At 46.8% G+C, this 15,872-nt stretch carries 18 protein-coding genes; 11 read left to right on the top strand and 7 right to left on the bottom strand.

Features of this window, described 5'->3' with window-relative positions; all coding sequences use genetic code 11:
* Nucleotides 1–19 precede the first annotated feature (19 nt).
* Entirely contained in the window at nt 20–421 is a 402-nt protein-coding gene (locus tag IQE94_RS03590) for a RidA family protein (protein WP_212716205.1), read from the top strand.
* A gap of 81 nt (nt 422–502) precedes the next feature.
* The gene (blaOXA, locus tag IQE94_RS03585) at nt 503–1,417 is read left to right on the top strand and encodes a class D beta-lactamase (RefSeq protein WP_212716203.1); all 915 of its coding nucleotides are present in this window, start codon (nt 503–505) and stop codon (nt 1,415–1,417) included.
* A gap of 555 nt (nt 1,418–1,972) precedes the next feature.
* Here blaOXA and IQE94_RS03580 read toward each other — a convergent pair.
* The gene (locus IQE94_RS03580) at nt 1,973–3,283 is read right to left on the bottom strand and encodes an IS701 family transposase (protein ID WP_223341782.1); all 1,311 of its coding nucleotides are present in this window, start codon (nt 3,281–3,283) and stop codon (nt 1,973–1,975) included.
* A 65-nt stretch (nt 3,284–3,348) separates the two neighbouring features.
* On the opposite strand from IQE94_RS03580, the gene IQE94_RS18805 reads away from it, so the two are divergent.
* On the top strand, nt 3,349–3,519 hold the full coding sequence (locus IQE94_RS18805) for a DUF6883 domain-containing protein (protein WP_370630535.1): 171 nt from the start codon (nt 3,349–3,351) through the stop codon (nt 3,517–3,519).
* Nucleotides 3,520–3,595: 76 nt separating this feature from the next.
* On the opposite strand, the gene IQE94_RS03575 is transcribed toward IQE94_RS18805, so the two are convergent.
* The 3 genes from IQE94_RS03575 to chlP form a co-directional block, all read right to left on the bottom strand.
* Nucleotides 3,596–4,078: an IS630 family transposase gene (locus tag IQE94_RS03575; protein ID WP_255611395.1), complete on the bottom strand. Its 483-nt coding sequence runs from the start codon at nt 4,076–4,078 to the stop codon at nt 3,596–3,598.
* Nucleotides 4,079–4,085: 7 nt separating this feature from the next.
* Nucleotides 4,086–4,490: an IS630 transposase-related protein gene (locus IQE94_RS03570; protein ID WP_223342506.1), complete on the bottom strand. Its 405-nt coding sequence runs from the start codon at nt 4,488–4,490 to the stop codon at nt 4,086–4,088.
* 400 nt (nt 4,491–4,890) lie between these two features.
* Nucleotides 4,891–6,114 carry a geranylgeranyl reductase gene (chlP, locus tag IQE94_RS03565; RefSeq protein ID WP_212716201.1) on the bottom strand — a complete coding sequence of 408 codons (1,224 nt, stop codon included), beginning with the start codon at nt 6,112–6,114 and terminating at the stop codon, nt 4,891–4,893.
* A 382-nt stretch (nt 6,115–6,496) separates the two neighbouring features.
* Between chlP and IQE94_RS03560 the strand changes: the two genes are divergently transcribed.
* The 5 genes from IQE94_RS03560 (at nt 6,497) to IQE94_RS03540 (ending at nt 9,930) form a co-directional block, all read left to right on the top strand.
* Complete coding sequence (locus IQE94_RS03560; RefSeq protein WP_212716199.1) at nt 6,497–7,636, top strand: iron-containing alcohol dehydrogenase family protein; 1,140 nt, start codon at nt 6,497–6,499, stop codon at nt 7,634–7,636.
* A 34-nt stretch (nt 7,637–7,670) separates the two neighbouring features.
* On the top strand, nt 7,671–8,510 hold the full coding sequence (locus IQE94_RS03555; RefSeq protein ID WP_223342746.1) for a LapA family protein: 840 nt from the start codon (nt 7,671–7,673) through the stop codon (nt 8,508–8,510).
* Between the two features lie 166 nt (nt 8,511–8,676).
* Complete coding sequence (locus IQE94_RS03550; RefSeq protein ID WP_190599517.1) at nt 8,677–8,985, top strand: TMEM165/GDT1 family protein; 309 nt, start codon at nt 8,677–8,679, stop codon at nt 8,983–8,985.
* Between the two features lie 160 nt (nt 8,986–9,145).
* The gene (locus IQE94_RS03545; protein ID WP_223342745.1) at nt 9,146–9,655 is read left to right on the top strand and encodes a glutathione peroxidase; all 510 of its coding nucleotides are present in this window, start codon (nt 9,146–9,148) and stop codon (nt 9,653–9,655) included.
* 26 nt (nt 9,656–9,681) lie between these two features.
* The gene (locus IQE94_RS03540) at nt 9,682–9,930 is read left to right on the top strand and encodes a DUF3493 domain-containing protein (RefSeq protein WP_212716195.1); all 249 of its coding nucleotides are present in this window, start codon (nt 9,682–9,684) and stop codon (nt 9,928–9,930) included.
* 74 nt (nt 9,931–10,004) lie between these two features.
* On the opposite strand, the gene IQE94_RS03535 is transcribed toward IQE94_RS03540, so the two are convergent.
* From IQE94_RS03535 to IQE94_RS03525, 3 genes are all read right to left on the bottom strand, one after another.
* Nucleotides 10,005–10,679 carry a hypothetical protein gene (locus IQE94_RS03535; protein ID WP_223342744.1) on the bottom strand — a complete coding sequence of 225 codons (675 nt, stop codon included), beginning with the start codon at nt 10,677–10,679 and terminating at the stop codon, nt 10,005–10,007.
* Nucleotides 10,680–10,826: 147 nt separating this feature from the next.
* A complete protein-coding gene (locus IQE94_RS03530) occupies nt 10,827–12,368 on the bottom strand; it encodes a sodium:solute symporter (RefSeq protein ID WP_223342743.1) in 1,542 nt (513 codons plus the stop codon).
* A gap of 174 nt (nt 12,369–12,542) precedes the next feature.
* Entirely contained in the window at nt 12,543–13,010 is a 468-nt protein-coding gene (locus IQE94_RS03525) for a hypothetical protein (RefSeq protein ID WP_223342742.1), read from the bottom strand.
* A gap of 210 nt (nt 13,011–13,220) precedes the next feature.
* On the opposite strand from IQE94_RS03525, the gene IQE94_RS03520 reads away from it, so the two are divergent.
* From IQE94_RS03520 to IQE94_RS03510, 3 genes are read left to right on the top strand one after another with little or no spacing between them, the layout of a single operon-like run.
* Complete coding sequence (locus IQE94_RS03520) at nt 13,221–14,612, top strand: DUF2330 domain-containing protein (RefSeq protein WP_223342741.1); 1,392 nt, start codon at nt 13,221–13,223, stop codon at nt 14,610–14,612.
* Nucleotides 14,613–14,643: 31 nt separating this feature from the next.
* Nucleotides 14,644–14,820: a hypothetical protein gene (locus IQE94_RS03515; RefSeq protein WP_194016924.1), complete on the top strand. Its 177-nt coding sequence runs from the start codon at nt 14,644–14,646 to the stop codon at nt 14,818–14,820.
* A gap of 59 nt (nt 14,821–14,879) precedes the next feature.
* Nucleotides 14,880–15,668 carry an ABC-2 family transporter protein gene (locus IQE94_RS03510; RefSeq protein ID WP_212716185.1) on the top strand — a complete coding sequence of 263 codons (789 nt, stop codon included), beginning with the start codon at nt 14,880–14,882 and terminating at the stop codon, nt 15,666–15,668.
* Nucleotides 15,669–15,872: the final 204 nt, after the last annotated feature.

The following is a 15,872-nucleotide window of genomic DNA, read 5'->3' as shown; positions in this document are numbered from 1 at the left end:
ACCACAAAAAAGGAATACCATGAATAAGCCCAAGTTTTTTGTCACCCCCGGCTATGGGGAATACATGCTGAATAACTTGCATTACTCGCAAGCGCTAAAAATTGGCGATCGCGTGGAGACATCAGGACAAGGCGGCTGGGATGACAATCTGCAAATTCCCGAGTCGCTCGCAGATGAGATTGCCCAGGCGTTTCGGAACGTAGAGCGAACCCTGGCAACTGCCGGGGCGGGCTGGGAGGACGTTGTCCACGTCAATTCTTACCATGCTGGCGGGTTGCCCCCAGAGGTGAACGATGTGATGGTCAGGCTATATCGCCATTACATGCCCAACCATGCCCCAATTTGGACACAGGTAGGAGTCGCAGCGCTTGGACTGCCAACGATGCGGATTGAAATCCGCGTGACTGCAATTGTTCCATGAGTTTTGCATGGGCGGCAGCAGTGTCGTTAGCGCTGTCGCCTATGCGTAGAACGAAAACTTTTACCGCAGCAAGATGGCATTATGAATCATCGTTTTCTTTTACTTGCTTTTTTGGTCATAGATAGTGCAGAAATACTATTTACCTCACCTATCTCAGCAGAGCTTAGTAATAGACTGAATACTCCGCAGATTGCGCAGCGACCAAAGATAAGTAATTCGACCACCGTAGATGATAGGTCTTTGGGCAGTGTAGACAGGCAAGAGCGACCGGATTGGGCCAGTTTCTTCGACGGCGCTGAGGCTCAAGGAACTATCGTGGTATTAGATCAGCGCGGAGATGCTCAGCAGTTGTGGGTCTACGACCAGGAACGGGCTGACAGAGCTTATTCCCCAGCATCAACATTTAAGATTCCGCATTCTCTCTTTGCGCTCGATGCAGGCGTTGTTCGGGATGAATTTCAAGTTTTTGAGTGGGATGGAGTGGAACGGGACTTCGCTCCACACAATCAGGATCAAACGTTGCGCTCAGCTATGCGAAACTCAGCCGTTTGGGTTTACGAAATTTTTGCTGACGAAATCGGAGAAGCGAAAGCAAGAGAGTATCTGACCCAAATTGATTACGGAAACGCAGACCCAAGCACTAGCGAAGGTGCTTATTGGATTGATGGAGCGTTAGCAATCTCGGCACAAGAGCAAGTTTATTTTCTACAGAAGCTGTATCAGAATGAACTCCCCTTTAGGGTTGAGCACCAACGATTAGTCAAGGATATTATGATCGTTGAAGCAGAGCGGGACTGGATTCTACGGGCTAAAACTGGCTGGGAAGGCCGCTGGGGCTGGTGGGTAGGATGGGTCGAGTGGACAACGGGCCCTGTGTTCTTCGCTCTCAATATCGATACGCCAAACCGATTGGATGACCTCTATAAAAGAGAGAAAATTACACGCAATATCCTGCAATCCATTGATGCATTGCCTGCGGAAGAAAATCCCAAATAGCGTTACCTCATCAGTACATCTTTACCTAATGTGATCTAAGTCACTTTCCGCTGGCATAGCTGATGAACTATATACAAGGAGTTTTTTATCAATGATAGGGGTTGTCGCTCACGACTAAAGATTGATGAGCAAATATACCTGCTAATACTCCATCAGCAGCAAAGACACCTGTTGTAGTTGTTTCCTTCAAATCACTGGTCTTTATCATCGGGCCAAATGCCCCGCCCTCTAGCTCACAGCCCAGTTGTGAAACTAATGGGCTAGCAATGGAAGATCGGGTAATGATAAATAAAGCTTTAATAGGTATGGTGCGCTGGTCTTTGAGTTTAATGCCACTAAGACTTTCTCCCTCACCAACTAAAGATTCAATCGGCGTGTCTTCTACAGTGATTCCACTATTTGAAGTCAGTTCAGCCCGAACGTCATCACTGATTTGTTCAGAACCATTGGATAGAAGAACAAAGTTACTACTCTAATCCAGCATTAGCTTGACCTGATGCAGTGAAACCTCCCCTGTATAAAGCACACCCCAAGTTCTATCCCTCTTTCATCAATCTAGGCAGAAGAAGAATAGAATGTATTCCATGAATTTAGCAAATACTTTAATCGATCTAGCTTATCAACCTTGTTGTAAAGTTTAGTTAACTCATCCAAAACATGGGCAAATGGAAATACTTTTAACCACTTTTTGATAAGATTTATTGCATTAAATACAGAGATCACTAATCGTAGGTTGTTTAGCCATTTTTTCCACCCTTCTTCTTTATCCCATTTTTCATGCTTTTGATGATACTTTGACGTTGAATTTAGAGTCGGATTAAAATTCTCATCATAAAAACAAATCATACAATATGCACACATCACTAATTCCCACCATTTTTGAATTTGCTCATAATGAGTTACCCTAAAATCTGCCCATCCTAATTCACTTTTGCATTGCTTAAATCCATATTCTATCCATGACCTTACCCCATATATTCTGCCAACTTCTTTATATTTAATATCTGGTATTCGAGTCATTACAAACCATCCTGCTTTTTCCTCCTCTTTTTCTGTTTCTGTTTTAATTTCCCAATATCTTATTGCGTTTTTTTTGCCATAAACTATTTCTCTGATATACCTATCTTCCTGTTTTCCATCCCATCTTATATGTTCAAACCTCCTCCACTTATTTGCCCTTACTTTAGCTTCCTTTGGAAGCCAGACCCCATGATTGCTCCGGATTCCCACTGCATATTCTATTTTTAATTCCTCTACGGCACTGATAAAATTGCTATGGCTTTCTCCATATAAGCTATCTGACACTACTCTTTTTATTTTAAAACCACTTTCTTCTAGTTCTTTTATTATCTCTACTGCTAATTCCGGCTTTGTTTTATACTTATCTCCCTCTTTTAATCTTTCTTTTGGTTTAAATACTTTTGATTCTAGAGGAAACGTTACTCCATTGCAGTAACCATAGGCATTTACTGACACTATACCGCTTTCTATTTTTCCTAAATTTCCAATATATTGTCTTTTTACATAATCTGTTGTTTTCCCTTTTTTGGGATCTCCTGTTTCATCTATTATTACTATTATTTCTCTTCCTTCTAAAACTTCTAAGATAATATTTAATCTTCTTTTTTCTAATTCTTTTAATTCCCAAGGAGAATCTGTCATGAAATGCAGTAATCCCTGTTCATTTTTCAATCCTAGTGATGATGCTATTGCAGGTAAACTCTTTCTTTTTATATCACTTAATATTCCCACAATGATATATTTAAATGACTCATAAGACCTCACTTCTGGAAATATATCTTTATACAGTTCACTATATGTGTCTACACACTGTACTGTCTTTTTCGCCTCTCTTGTCTTTGTCATTCTCCCTCCGCGCTTTTCAGCCTTTTATCTCCATTTTAATTCCCTCAGTCTGACGGAAGAGGGATATAATAACAGAGCAGGCAAACCTCCACAAACAAAACGACTTTGGAGAATATTACAACCTCAAATTTTTCCTCAAAACAGAACACGGAGAATCTTGGATTTTATCGGCATGGATTGTCCGTACAGGAGAAGATTTTCCTCGATTAGTCAGTTGTTATCCTATCAAAAAATGAAGCAAATCCATGGAAATCAAAGAACTTGATAGCGTTGTCCTCACTGAAACACTTATTATAGCAAAGGACGAGATAGTTAGGACATTTCTCTCAACGCTATATCCAATGCAGAAATCAGCGATTCTCCATTACTAACAAGTTGGTAAACATAACGTTTTAGTCTCGCCCAGAACTTCTCAATTTTGTTCAAGTCTGGTGAATATGGTGGTAAAAATATAACCTCACACCCAGCTTTTGCTACCAATGCCTTTATTCTTTCTTTCGGATGAAAGCTTGCATTATCCATGATTAGTATCTGACCTGGTATTAACTCTGGTAATAACATTTCTTCTATCCACGTGCATACTACTTGAGCGTTACAGTATCCTTCAAATATCATTGGAGCTATTGTTGTTCCATTCCACCAACAACTTATTATGCTGACTCTCTTGGTTCTATGTCCTAATTTGCTTGCCTTTAATCTCTCTGATTTATGACAGTACCCATAGGGGTAGTCTAGAGTGTCATCTAGACCGGCTTGATCCATATAAATCAGTTTTTCTGCCGCATATTGCTTGATTTCATCTTCAAATGCCTTTCTCGCTTCCTCTTCTATTTCCCTGTAAATATAAGTTTTTTTTTCTAGTAAACCCTATTTTCTTTAGAGCCTTACTTATTCTTATTCTACTTACGGGCTCTGGCCATTTTTCTGCCATTTGTTTTTGCGTTAAATGACCGTTCTCCTCCGCAAATTCTCTGAATTTATCCAAATCATCTATTTTCGGTCGTGGACCACGCTCATAATCTCTCTTCGCGGCCACACTTCCTGTTTCTTTCTTCTTTTTTATCCATAGGTCTAAGGTGTTGCGACTAATGTTCAGTGTTCGGCAGACATGGCTTTTCTTCTCTCCTTTTTCTACTGCACTTACCGCTTTCTCTCTTAGATCTACACTGTAGGGGGCTGGCATCGCTTTTTTCCTAACTCTTTCCATACATTATGTCCTAATCTTAGCAATCTTTGCTATAGTTGCCGGATAGCATCTTGATCATTCCAAGAAGGTCTTGATCTTGATACAACACGTGGTAAGGCAGTCCATTTTGGCATCTTAGAATACTTATCAAATTCTTCAAAATATTCAGAAAATTAAACTTTGACAATAGAAACGATCCCTGCAATCTATGTTTCCACTTCAGACCATTGAGAATAATTTTCTAGTATTTTATTAAGCTCATCTTTTTCTTGTTGTAATATGATGATTTTGGGATTCGTCATTGTTATTTGTCAAAATAACCGATTTATTGTTGTGGTCACTCTTTATTTAGGCTACATATAAATAAAGAGTGAGTCGAAACCCACTCTTCCATCCTACTGAAAATTAACAAATTCGTGATTTAAGGGGCTAAAGCGTTACCCCGGAGCAAGCTACCAATGGTTTTGGCGGTAATTTTCATTTGCACTAAGGGATTAGCCGGAACAACGGTTTTGTACAGGTAACTGTCGAAGGTTAACTTTTGCACATCAATGTCGGAACACATTTCCACAAAGGCTTCCCTGGTGGCGTCGGTGCGGTAGAAGACCCGTTGCAGAATATCCAACACCAAATAGGTGGCGCCGTAGCGTTTATCCCATTGCTTGATGTACTGTTTCAGGTCAGCTTCGGTAGGTACCCGTTGGCCGTTATTGCTGGTGGCTACAATGGTTTCTGCACACATGCGGGCGGATTTGGCCGCAAAGTAAATGCCTTCTCCGGAGGATTTGGTCACTGTGCCGGCGGCATCACCCACCAGAGCCACTCGACCGACGACCCGCCGAGGCCGGGGATGTTCAGGAATGGGATGGGCTTCCACTTTGATGATTTCTCCGCCTTCTAGTTTTTTGGCGGCCCGGGTGCGGATACCCGCTTGTAAATCTTTGATGCGGGCTTTGTTCACCTTCATGGTGCCGGTACCCACTGCCACATGGTCATATTTGGGAAATACCCAGGCGTAGAAGTCTGGAGAAACGTCATCCCCCACATACATTTCCGCCAACTCATCGTAGTAGGCCATTTTGTCTTCCGGCAGACGAATCCGTTCCTGGAAGGCAATGGCATAGTTGTAATCACCGGCGTCGATCGCCTTGGCAATGCGAGAGTTAGCGCCGTCAGCCCCAATTACCACATCCACTTTTAGGATTTTCATTTCCCCGGTGGTGCCACCCACGCTGTGGTCAGCATAGTGGAGGGTGTAAGGATCGCTTTCTTTGTTGGGAATGTCAAGTTTGTAAACGGTGCCGTTGATTACCTTAGTGCCTAGTTTTTCTGCCCTTTCCCGGAGAAAACCGTCTAGCACTTCCCGACGACACATGCCAATATACTCGTCGTCTTTGAGGGTTTGACCGATGTTAACCTCGATGTTGGAAGGAGAGATCATCTTCATTTTCCGCACCCGACGGTCAATAATTTCCGGGGGTAGATCAAACTCATCCACCATACAGAGGGGAATTGCACCACCACAGGGTTTGGCGTTGTCCAGTTTACGCTCAAACAGGTAGGTTTCAATTCCGGCTTTTACTAAAATTTCGGCGGCGGAAGAACCAGCGGGGCCTCCTCCAACGACTGCTACCCGTAATACCAAAGCCTTTCTCCTAAAATTTTTCTTATAAAACAGCGAGCCAGTACGGATCGCATCCTATCACGGTCTTTTTGCTTAGGGGTAGGCGATCGCCGCTGGGATGGCAAAGTTGCAATAGAGCTTTACAAAGCCGTTACAAAACTTCATGCTAAACCTGGTCACCATAGCATTAACCCAGTTTTCACCATTGATTTGTCCCGGGTGAGTATCAGGGCTTTGCGATCGGAGTAGGGGACAGCGGCAAAAAGCTTCTTTTTTTCTCTAAAATAGTTTTGAGCCAATTAATACCAGTGATTTTCCCGAATCAATAGCCCAAAGCTAGGCTGGCATAACCTGGTTTCAAATTAAATTTTGGCAATCATTGCGACTCAATAAACCTGCGACTATGGCCCCATCAATCTCCCCTGTTACCCAACCTTTGGCTTCCATGGCGATCGCCCCCACGGTGGTGATTCGCAGTGCCTTGGCCCAGGCAGGGGCACATTTACAAAAATTGGGGAGTAAGGGTCTGGTGGTAACGGGTAACCACACCGCTAAGCTGGGGTCAAAGTCTTTAGAAACATTGCAAAAAAATTATGGTCTGACCCTCCCTCTGGCCAGCTATTTACCTGACTGCGCCGAGTCTTCCCTTCAACAATTGCGGCAACGGGTTCACCAGGAACAACCGAATTTTATCTTGGGTATGGGGGGAGGTAAAGCCCTAGACACGGCCAAGTTATTAGCCCATCAAACCCAATTGGCGATCGCCACAGTGCCCACTTCTGCTGCTACCTGTGCAGGTTGGACTGCCCTGGCCAATGTTTACAGCGAAACCAGGGCTTTCTGTTACGACGTAGCCCTAGACCGTTGCCCAGATTTGTTGGTTGTGGATTATGAACTAATCCAGCGGGCGGAACCGAGATTACTAATTGCCGGCATTGGAGATGCGATCGCCAAATGGTATGAAGCTTCTGTCAGTAGTGGCCAATCCAGTGACACCTTCACCGTGGCCGCGGTGCAACAGGCCCGCATTTTACGGGATATTCTTCTGCAAAAATCCGCTGAAGCCCTGGCCCAACCAGGCAGTGAAACTTGGCGGGAAGTGGTGGATGCCAGTTTGTTGATGGCGGGGGTAATCGGTGGTTTGGGTGGTGCCAACTGTCGTACCGTTGCGGCCCATGCTGTGCATAATGGTTTAACCCAATTGCCCCGGGCTCACCACGCTCTCCACGGGGAAAAAGTCGCCTACGGCATTTTGGTACAGTTACGCCTAGAGGAATTGGTCAGCGGTAATCAACTGGCAGCTACTGCTCGCCGGCAATTGTTAAGCTTTTACGACCAGATTGGTTTGCCCAAAACCCTTGAGAATCTGGGTCTGGGGCAAATTTCCCTGGAGGAGTTAAGACAGGCGGCGGACTTTACCTGTTTACCCAATTCAGACATTCACCGTTTACCCTTTACTGTGACCCCAGAGATTTTGATGGCGGCCATGGTTTCCACGCTGGTAGAGGAACAAGGTGCTCGTCAATTGTCCCCCCAATTGTAGGCTGGAGTTATTCCCTGGCGATTTTTGGTGAACAATGCAAGGTTTACTGCTCATTCTTTTGATAGGAACAGGATTAATTTTTTTCCTGCAAAATCGACAACCCATACAACTAAATTTTTTCGGCACCACGGCTGAATCCGCCCTAGCTAGCTTCACTTTGCCCCTGGGGTTGTGGGTAGTGCTATTCCTTACCCTGGGAGTTTTGGCCAGTGTGCTGATCAATGTCCTGAGTTCCCTCGGCCAGCCCAAAGCTAGGCCCCAAAATTTTCGCCCCAATCCCCCCCGGCGATCGCCACTGGAATCCTTTGAGCCACCCCCGCCCCCCACCACTCCCCCTAGCCCCCAACGGGCACCGGAACCAGCCACCATGAAGGAAGAATGGGATTGGGATGAACCAGAACCCGACTTAGCCGATTGGTCTGACCCCAAACCCCCGGCTCAGCCCCGACCGACAGTGCAAGATTCCCCCCGCCCCGCCCGCAGAAATAGGGAAAATTTATCCCCCGAAATAACGGGCCCAAGTCCAGCCATAGCCTCCGAGAACGACCTGGGTGATCGAGGAAATAATACGCCTAGGCCTTCCCCCCCTGTAGCCCCAGAGGAAATAGCTCCCCCACCCCCCAGGGAACCTTTGCCGGATCTACGACAATTTGAAGCCCCCCAAACGCCCCAAAATACTAAACGGGAAGGCACTATCTATTCCCAGCAATATCGCCCGGCCCGACCGAAAACTGATAAAAACGAGCAATCAGATACCCAGTCCCCTGGTCCAAGGGGTGTTTATGATGCCCCCTACCGGATAATCAATGCTGCGCCAAATCCCCCCGGGGCGGGAGAAAGTAACGATACTGATGAAGAGGAAGATTGGATTTAAGCCGTTTGGCTATGCCGGTGACTATCTCGCCCATACTTTTGCTTAGAACATTGGAGTTAGCCTCGGGAAAAGAGGAAAAAATTTCCTGTCCCCCGATCCGCTAGGATGTCAATGCATCGCTGAGTCCCCACCATTACCGCTGTGACTTCCATTTAGTCGAACCGCCGTGAGCCAAGATCTACCTGCTTCTCCCAATTATTTTCGCCCAGTATTCTTCTCCACCTTCTTAACCATCTTTTTGGCGGAAATGGGTGATAAAACCCAACTAAGTACATTGTTGATTAGCGCCGAATCCCAATCTCCCTGGGTAGTGTTTGCCGGCTCAGCCTTAGCCCTCATTTCCACCAGTTTGTTGGGGGTTTCCCTAGGGTATTGGATCGCTCGCCGCCTGGATCCACAAATTCTTGATTTCTGTGTGGCTCTGTTGTTGCTCCTGATTGCTGGGTTACTGATGGGGGATGTGGTCAGCGCCTAATCTCAGTACCACAAACAGCAAACACTACGGCATTGAAAGCCATCCCCTTTCTCCTAAGCGCAATCTGCTCCCCTGTGAGTTTTTGTTAGACTACATAGATTGTTGATTGATTTGTTGCGTTAGACAAGTCTTTTTTTACTGCTTTTACTTCACTAGTTCTATGACTGCCCAAGCCAACAACACAATCTACGGTTTTTCTGCCAATGCCTTGGATGGTTCCCCCGTCGCGATGAGGGATTTTGAAGGTAAGGTGTTGTTAATTGTCAACACCGCCAGTCAATGCGGCTTCACCCCCCAATATGAAGGTCTCCAGACCCTACAGAACCAATTTGGCGATCGGGGTTTTACGGTACTTGGTTTTCCCTGTAATCAGTTTGGCCAGCAGGAACCCGGTGGCTCAGGGGAAATTAAAAACTTTTGCGAAACCCGTTATGGAGTAACCTTTCCTGTGTTTGAAAAGGTGGAAGTCAATGGCTCCAATGCCCATCCCTTGTTTAAGTTTTTAACTGAAGCTAGCCCCGGTATGGCCATTCCTTTTTTGGGCAATGCGGAAGACATTAAATGGAATTTCACCAAATTTTTAGTCGATCGCCAGGGTAAAGTGGTCAAACGCTACGGCTCCATCACCAAACCCGATGAGATTGCGGCGGACATCGAAAAATTGTTGTAATTTTCTGACCCAATTCCCTGAAAATTTTGCCTAATAACAAAGACCAATTTGAACGCTTAAAGGCTGAGGCCGAGGCTCCCTATCGAGGTTTACGTAAATTTATCTACCTGGGCTTGGGGGCTTCCGGCCTGATTGGTGTGTTTATTTTTAGTCTCCGACTCCTGGCCGGCTACGACCCCACGGAAATTTTGCCTAATTTGGCTCTCCAACTGGGGGTAGTGGCCCTGATGGCTGGGCTATTTCGCTGGGAATCTAGCAACAATCAGGGCAATTAGAATCAACCTTTACCTTCTTCTATGAAGATTTTGGCGATCGCCAGGTTGAAGTTCATCCTGGTGTGACCAGGACCTCAGCTATCAATGAACTGTAACGCATTGAGAAAGGTACGGGCCGCATTATCCCTAGTACTATTCAAAGGCTGTATTACCCCCATGGCATAGATTTTATCCCCCACTAAATAGGTACGAAAAACCACCCTTTCCGTATCACTTGCAAATGTGAATTCCGAGCCTTGATAGTCCCCCAACGTCACCGGGCGCTCATTCATCAGAGAAAAGGTTTCTGTCGGTGCGACCCTAGCTTGCATGGCCGTAAATAAGGCCATGGGATCGCTGATTTGCTGCTCAGTTAACCCCGTTGCATAGGCCGCCACATAACGATGATCATCGTCGGTGCTGGTCAAGGTTTGAAAATTTAAATCCCCTTCTGAAGTACCAATGACCACGCTATCCTGGGCCAGAATTCCGGGGGGCATCCAAAAAGAAACATTGCCTTGGCTAAAAACAATCAACTGCCAATTATTGGCACTGGGACGAATGGGGGGCACACTGCTGGGAGGACGTTGAAATCGCAAAGTATCCTGGGACTGGGGACGGCCAGTTTCAAAAAAACTCCGCAAATTCTGGTTGGGGGATTGGGCCACTATCAATGGTTCCCTTCCCTGGGCCATGGTTTGGCATTGACCTGGAGTTAAGCCTCCGAAAACAGTGGCGATCGCCGTGACGAAAAATAATGAATATTTCATAGATAAAGAATCTAAACAATTGAATAGTTCAGTTAGCAATGATGGGGTAAATTAGCAGGGCAATGTAATCAACCCCCTTTGGCTCTAGACCCACTGTCCGAACCTTGGGCAATGGGGTTAAATCTGATCTGACCCATATTTACCCATTTAGTCCCCTAAATCCTGATCATTAGCCCCCGGCTTGGCTACAGCACTGGTGCCAGGAGCATCTGTTACCGAATGCCAAATGGTCAAACCGAGTAAATGTTTGGGGGTTGGGGCGCTAGCAAAGAGGGAAATGCCTAAACCCAATAGAATCGCCAGGGGAGCAGTGATCGCCGATCGCCAAATGCCAGGGAAGGTGAGCCAGCCAGCATTGGAAGCCACAATGACGAGCAACACCGCCGCCACGGTGCCGTAAAAAGCGCCCAGGGCATTAATGCGGGGAAACAAGACCCCCATCAGGAAAATGCCCAACAACGGCCCCAAAAACATGGTGGTGTAGGACACCAAAAATTCTAGTAGATCTTGCCCAGTGGAAGCGGCATAAATGGCGGAAAAAATGGCCACTATTCCCCAAACGATAATTAATCCTTGGGCTACCCGCACCGAGAGAATTTCACTGGCCCGGACGTTGATGTAACGGTCGTAAAAATCCACCGTCATACAAGTTGCCAAAGAGTGCAACGCCGAATCAATGGAGGACATGGCCGCCGCAAAAATAGCCGCCACCAAAAACCCTGATGCTCCGGGGGGAACTTGGTTGAGGATAAAATAGGAAAGGATTTCATCGGGCTTAACATTTGCCGGTAAATTTCCCTGTAGCTGGTAGAAGCTAAACAGTAAAACCCCCAACAACAGAGTGGCTGCTACCCCCACAAAGCCGGAAAACCAGCCCAGGAGAATCGCTTTCCGGGCCGATGTCTCATCAGCACAGGAAACGTAACGTTGGACTGATTGTTGGTTAGTGCCCGCTACTGCAAAAGCTAAAATGCCATAGGCCACAAGGGCAGTGGGCAGAGAACGAATGGAGGCTGGATCCCAGTCGAAGTTGAACACCACCAATTTGCCGCTTTCTCCGGCGATGCGCCACAGTTCCCCAAACCCCCCTGGTACAGAGGTAACGGCAGCCCAAATTCCCGCTCCTAAGCCGACAAAAATCATGCCAAATTGCAACACGTCTGTCCAGACCACCGCAGTGATGCCCCCGGCGACGGTGTAGATAATCGAGATTACTCCCACCATTACAATGGCAGTGTTAGTACCAATGCCTGTGAGTACCGATAACACCAGGGCAGCGGCATATAACAATCCCCCTAGGCGGGCAATGACAAACAGCAGAAAACAAAGGGAACCGAGGGAACGGGTTTTGGCATCAAAGCGTTTTTCCAGGTATTGATAGGCGGTAGTGAGATTGAGCCGGACAAAAAATGGCAAAAAGACAGCAATGACTAGGCCATAGCCAATCAGATCCCCCAACTGTAATTGCAAATACAAGAAGCCATGGCCGTAACCTTCCCCCGGGCCGCCCAACAGAGAAGCGGCGGAAAAAGATGTGGCAATGATGGAAAAACCTAGGGCCCACCAGGGAATTTGCTTCGCCCCCCGGAAATATTCATCAGTGTTATCTTGTTTGCGACTGGCGATCGCCCCAATGACAATAACAATCGCCGAATAGACCAGTACAATGGCCCAGTCAATCATGCCCATGAAAAATCAAACTCCTTGGCAATGTGGCCATATTCCACCCTACTGGCTTTGTGACGTAGGACACCGCTGGATTGATCCCACCCAGGGGCAGAGAAGGGAAAAGAAGTTTGGTTTGATCCCGTATCCCGTAGAAGAAGGTTTGAAAGGATTTTGTTTAACTAATTTTGACTACCTTCATAAACAGGCAGCTAAAATGTCCTGTTCCGTTGTGCCGACGGTGCTGATTTCTTTTAACCCCTTTAACGTCAAATCAATATTGTTGCCACTGCGGGCCACTGGCGATCGGGGCACAAGGGCCAGGGCAAAACGGCTAGGGGGCTGCTCACCATAGGGGTCTTCCACCACTAAATCCAACGCTTGGGCAGAAACGGTGCCATGGGTGCAAGCAAACTCAGAATAGTAGGCAAAAAAAGCTCCCCTCAGTTGATTGCCCCGTACCTGAAAGATGAAATATTCCTGGCCCACCACCCCCGGTTGGGCAGACTCGCCGTAAAAATGTACACCTTGGCGCAGAGGAATATTCTGGGCCGCAACGGCAATTGGTGCCAACAAATTTCCCAGTGTCACAAGGACAAAACTCAGTAGGGCGGTAGAAAATTTGGCCAGACGATCGCCGCTGCCTGGAAGTAGGAAAAGTAACATAATTTTTAGTGGGAGGAGTAAGGTGAATGATTAAATCATTACTTCTAACTTAACAATCATTCACGATGCTGATCTTCCCCCGACAGTATGATGATCCAAAAATTAACAAAGTTTCATCAATTTGCTGATGGCGATCGCCGATAATGCGGACTATATTGCAAATTGCCAGCAATCATCTCGACAGTTTTCCACCTAGCGGGACCCAGAACCATGGACAAAGCCATCCGGAAAATTTTTGCCTATCTTCGTCCAGGGGTCATCTTATTAGCTTGTCTGCTGGGCCTATTGCTTTTTGTGCAGCCGGCTGTAGCTTTTTGTGGGTTTTATGTAGCCCAGGCTGACACTAGTCTTTATAACCATGCTTCCCAAGTAATTATTGCCAAAGACGGCGATCGGACAGTGTTGACCATGGCCAATGATTACCAAGGGGAAGCAAAAGACTTTGCCCTCGTGGTACCGGTGCCGGTGGTGTTGCAAGAAGACCAAGTGAATGTGGGGGAAAGGAAAATTATTGAGCGTTTGGACAATTTTAGTGCCCCCCGTTTGGTGGAATATTTTGATAGTAATCCCTGTGACAGTTACGGTGGCCGTCAATTTATGGATGCCATGCCTGCCGCCCCCACCATGAGCCGAGGAGCCCAGGAAAAAGTAAGCAATGAAGCATTGGGGGTGACCATTGAAAATCAATTTTCCGTGGGGGAATATGACATTCTCATCCTTAGTGCCAAGGAGTCTAACGGCCTAGAAACTTGGTTAAGTCAAAATAATTACCGCATTCCCGCCGGAGCCACCGACGTACTCGGAGCCTATATCAAACAGGGACTGAAGTTTTTTGTCGCCAAAGTTAACCTCAAAGAATTTGATCGCCAAGGATTTCAAGCCCTAAGACCATTGATGATGGCCTATGAATCCCCCCGGTTTATGTTGCCTATTCGTTTGGGCATGGTGAATGCGGACGGTCCCCAGGAGTTGATTGTCTATCTGTTATCACCCCGGGGCGCAGTGGAAATAACCAACTACCGTACTGAAAAAATCCCCTCCAATCTAGATTTACCCGAATTCGTTCAGGGGGAATTTGGCCAGTTCTATGGCTCTATGTTCGACACCGCCTACAAACGCTCTGGCAACAATGTGGCTTTTTTGGAATATTCCTGGGATATGGGCAGTTGTGACCCCTGTTCCGCCGATCCCCTGTCTCCCCAAGAATTAAGGGAAGCGGGTGTGTTTTGGTTAGACCAGTCCGATGCCGACTCCAGTCCTGCTTTCCGGGGTATGCCTTTGCCCCGCACCAGCAATGTGTTTATTACCCGTTTGCATTTGCGCTACACCCCTGATAAATTTCCCGAGGATTTACGTTTTCAAAACACCGCTAACCAGGATTTATTCCAAGGTCGTTATGTGTTGCGTCGTCCCTACCGGGGGGAAATGAGTTGCACCGCCGCGAAGGAATACCGTCAAACAGTGCAAAAGCGCCAACGGGAAGAGGCTAAAACCCTCGCTAATTTAACAGGGTGGCCCCTGACGGAAATTGAGAATAAAATTGATTACCTGGAAGGGCCTCAAGATGCCATTCCCTGGTGGCGTAAACTCTGGCCCCGTTAGAGTTAAAACAAGTTTTACCAATTCAATCGCCATGGATCCTTTAACCAACCTAGTTTTAAGCGCTGCAACTCTACCGGTTCTATCCGCCCTGGGCTTGGCCCGTTGTCTTGGTCGTCGCAGTGAAGCCCTGGGTAAATTGTCTGAAGAAGTATTCCGGGGCGATCGCCTACCGGTATTGCCCTTTCCCGCTGAGGAAAAAGCAGGTTAGAGTGAACTTGCTCCCTCCAGAAATCCTGATGGGGGTCACTGTTCCAATCAACCGATGCCATGGGTCGTTTTCCCCACAAATTGCGGGTACTGTTAACTGTGTACTTTGCCCAAATGGTGGAGTATCGTGCGGAAATTTTCTTCTGGATTTTGTCCGGTTCCCTGCCCCTAATTTTGATGGGGGTATGGGTGCAGGCGGCAGAAAGTGGTGACTTTAGCCTCAATGCCATCCAGGTAGCCCAATATTTTTTTGCCGTCTTCGTAGTGCGTCAGTTGACCACCATCTGGGTCATTTGGGAGTTTGAGAAGGAAGTGCTGGAAGGGGTTTTATCTTTCCGTTTACTGCAACCGCTGGATCCGGTGTGGCACCACATTGCCCGTCACTGGGCGGAAAAAATGACCCGCCTGCCCATTTTGGCTATTTTGACTGTTCTCTTTTTCTCTCTCTATCCCGAAGCCTTTTGGCTGCCCAATCCTTGGCATTTCCTCCAAGGGGTGATTGGCATTGCCTGTTCCTTTATTCTGTACTTTTTAATCCAGTACACTTTTGCCCTCTGTGCCTTTTGGACCGAACGGGCCAGCGCCCTCCAGGATCTTTGGTTTTTGTTTTACATTTTCCTCTCTGGCGTTATTGCTCCCTTGGAAGCTTTCCCCGACTCGGTACGGCAAATTGTTTTACTCACCCCATTCCCCTACGGTGTTTACTTCCCCGCCGCTGCCTTAGTTGGTTTACCCCTACCCTTTTTTCGCAGTTTATTGATTATTGGTCTTTGGATCGGCCTATTTGCCCTGCTCAACCGTTGGCTGTGGCGCCAGGGCTTAAAACAATATTCCGGCATGGGAGCGTGAACTATTCCAACCCGCTTGCACTGAAGTCGGAGCTTCCTATCCAATAGCCTGCAAAATATTAGAAGACTTGCGCCCTTTACTACCTTGTCCTACCGCTAGACAATAGGCGGAATCCCCGGTTCCCAAGGTCAAAATCACAGCTACAAAAATACTTTGTATGTGTCTAGCTTGGTTTTCGTTAAATTTTGGCGATCGCCGTAGGAT

It is taken from the genome of Synechocystis sp. PCC 7339 (assembly GCF_019924095.1).
Classification (GTDB): domain Bacteria; phylum Cyanobacteriota; class Cyanobacteriia; order Cyanobacteriales; family Microcystaceae; genus Synechocystis.
Note: the sequence above shows the minus strand (reverse complement) of the source record. Positions and strands in the feature narration are given on the sequence as shown.

Bases quoted from the DNA above. Each gene is read 5' to 3' on its own strand.
- IQE94_RS03590 (WP_212716205.1), top strand. From the start codon at position 20: ATGAATAAGCCCAAGTTTTTTGTCACCCCCGGCTATGGGGAATACATG.
- blaOXA (WP_212716203.1), top strand. From the start codon at position 503: ATGAATCATCGTTTTCTTTTACTTGCTTTTTTGGTCATAGATAGTGCA.
- IQE94_RS03580 (WP_223341782.1), bottom strand. From the start codon at position 3,283: ATGACAAAGACAAGAGAGGCGAAAAAGACAGTACAGTGTGTAGACACA.
- IQE94_RS03570 (WP_223342506.1), bottom strand. From the start codon at position 4,490: ATGGAAAGAGTTAGGAAAAAAGCGATGCCAGCCCCCTACAGTGTAGAT.
- IQE94_RS03560 (WP_212716199.1), top strand. From the start codon at position 6,497: ATGGCCCCATCAATCTCCCCTGTTACCCAACCTTTGGCTTCCATGGCG.
- IQE94_RS03555 (WP_223342746.1), top strand. From the start codon at position 7,671: ATGCAAGGTTTACTGCTCATTCTTTTGATAGGAACAGGATTAATTTTT.
- IQE94_RS03545 (WP_223342745.1), top strand. From the start codon at position 9,146: ATGACTGCCCAAGCCAACAACACAATCTACGGTTTTTCTGCCAATGCC.
- IQE94_RS03535 (WP_223342744.1), bottom strand. From the start codon at position 10,679: ATGAAATATTCATTATTTTTCGTCACGGCGATCGCCACTGTTTTCGGA.
- IQE94_RS03530 (WP_223342743.1), bottom strand. From the start codon at position 12,368: ATGGGCATGATTGACTGGGCCATTGTACTGGTCTATTCGGCGATTGTT.
- IQE94_RS03525 (WP_223342742.1), bottom strand. From the start codon at position 13,010: ATGTTACTTTTCCTACTTCCAGGCAGCGGCGATCGTCTGGCCAAATTT.
- IQE94_RS03520 (WP_223342741.1), top strand. From the start codon at position 13,221: ATGGACAAAGCCATCCGGAAAATTTTTGCCTATCTTCGTCCAGGGGTC.
- IQE94_RS03515 (WP_194016924.1), top strand. From the start codon at position 14,644: ATGGATCCTTTAACCAACCTAGTTTTAAGCGCTGCAACTCTACCGGTT.
- IQE94_RS03510 (WP_212716185.1), top strand. From the start codon at position 14,880: ATGGGTCGTTTTCCCCACAAATTGCGGGTACTGTTAACTGTGTACTTT.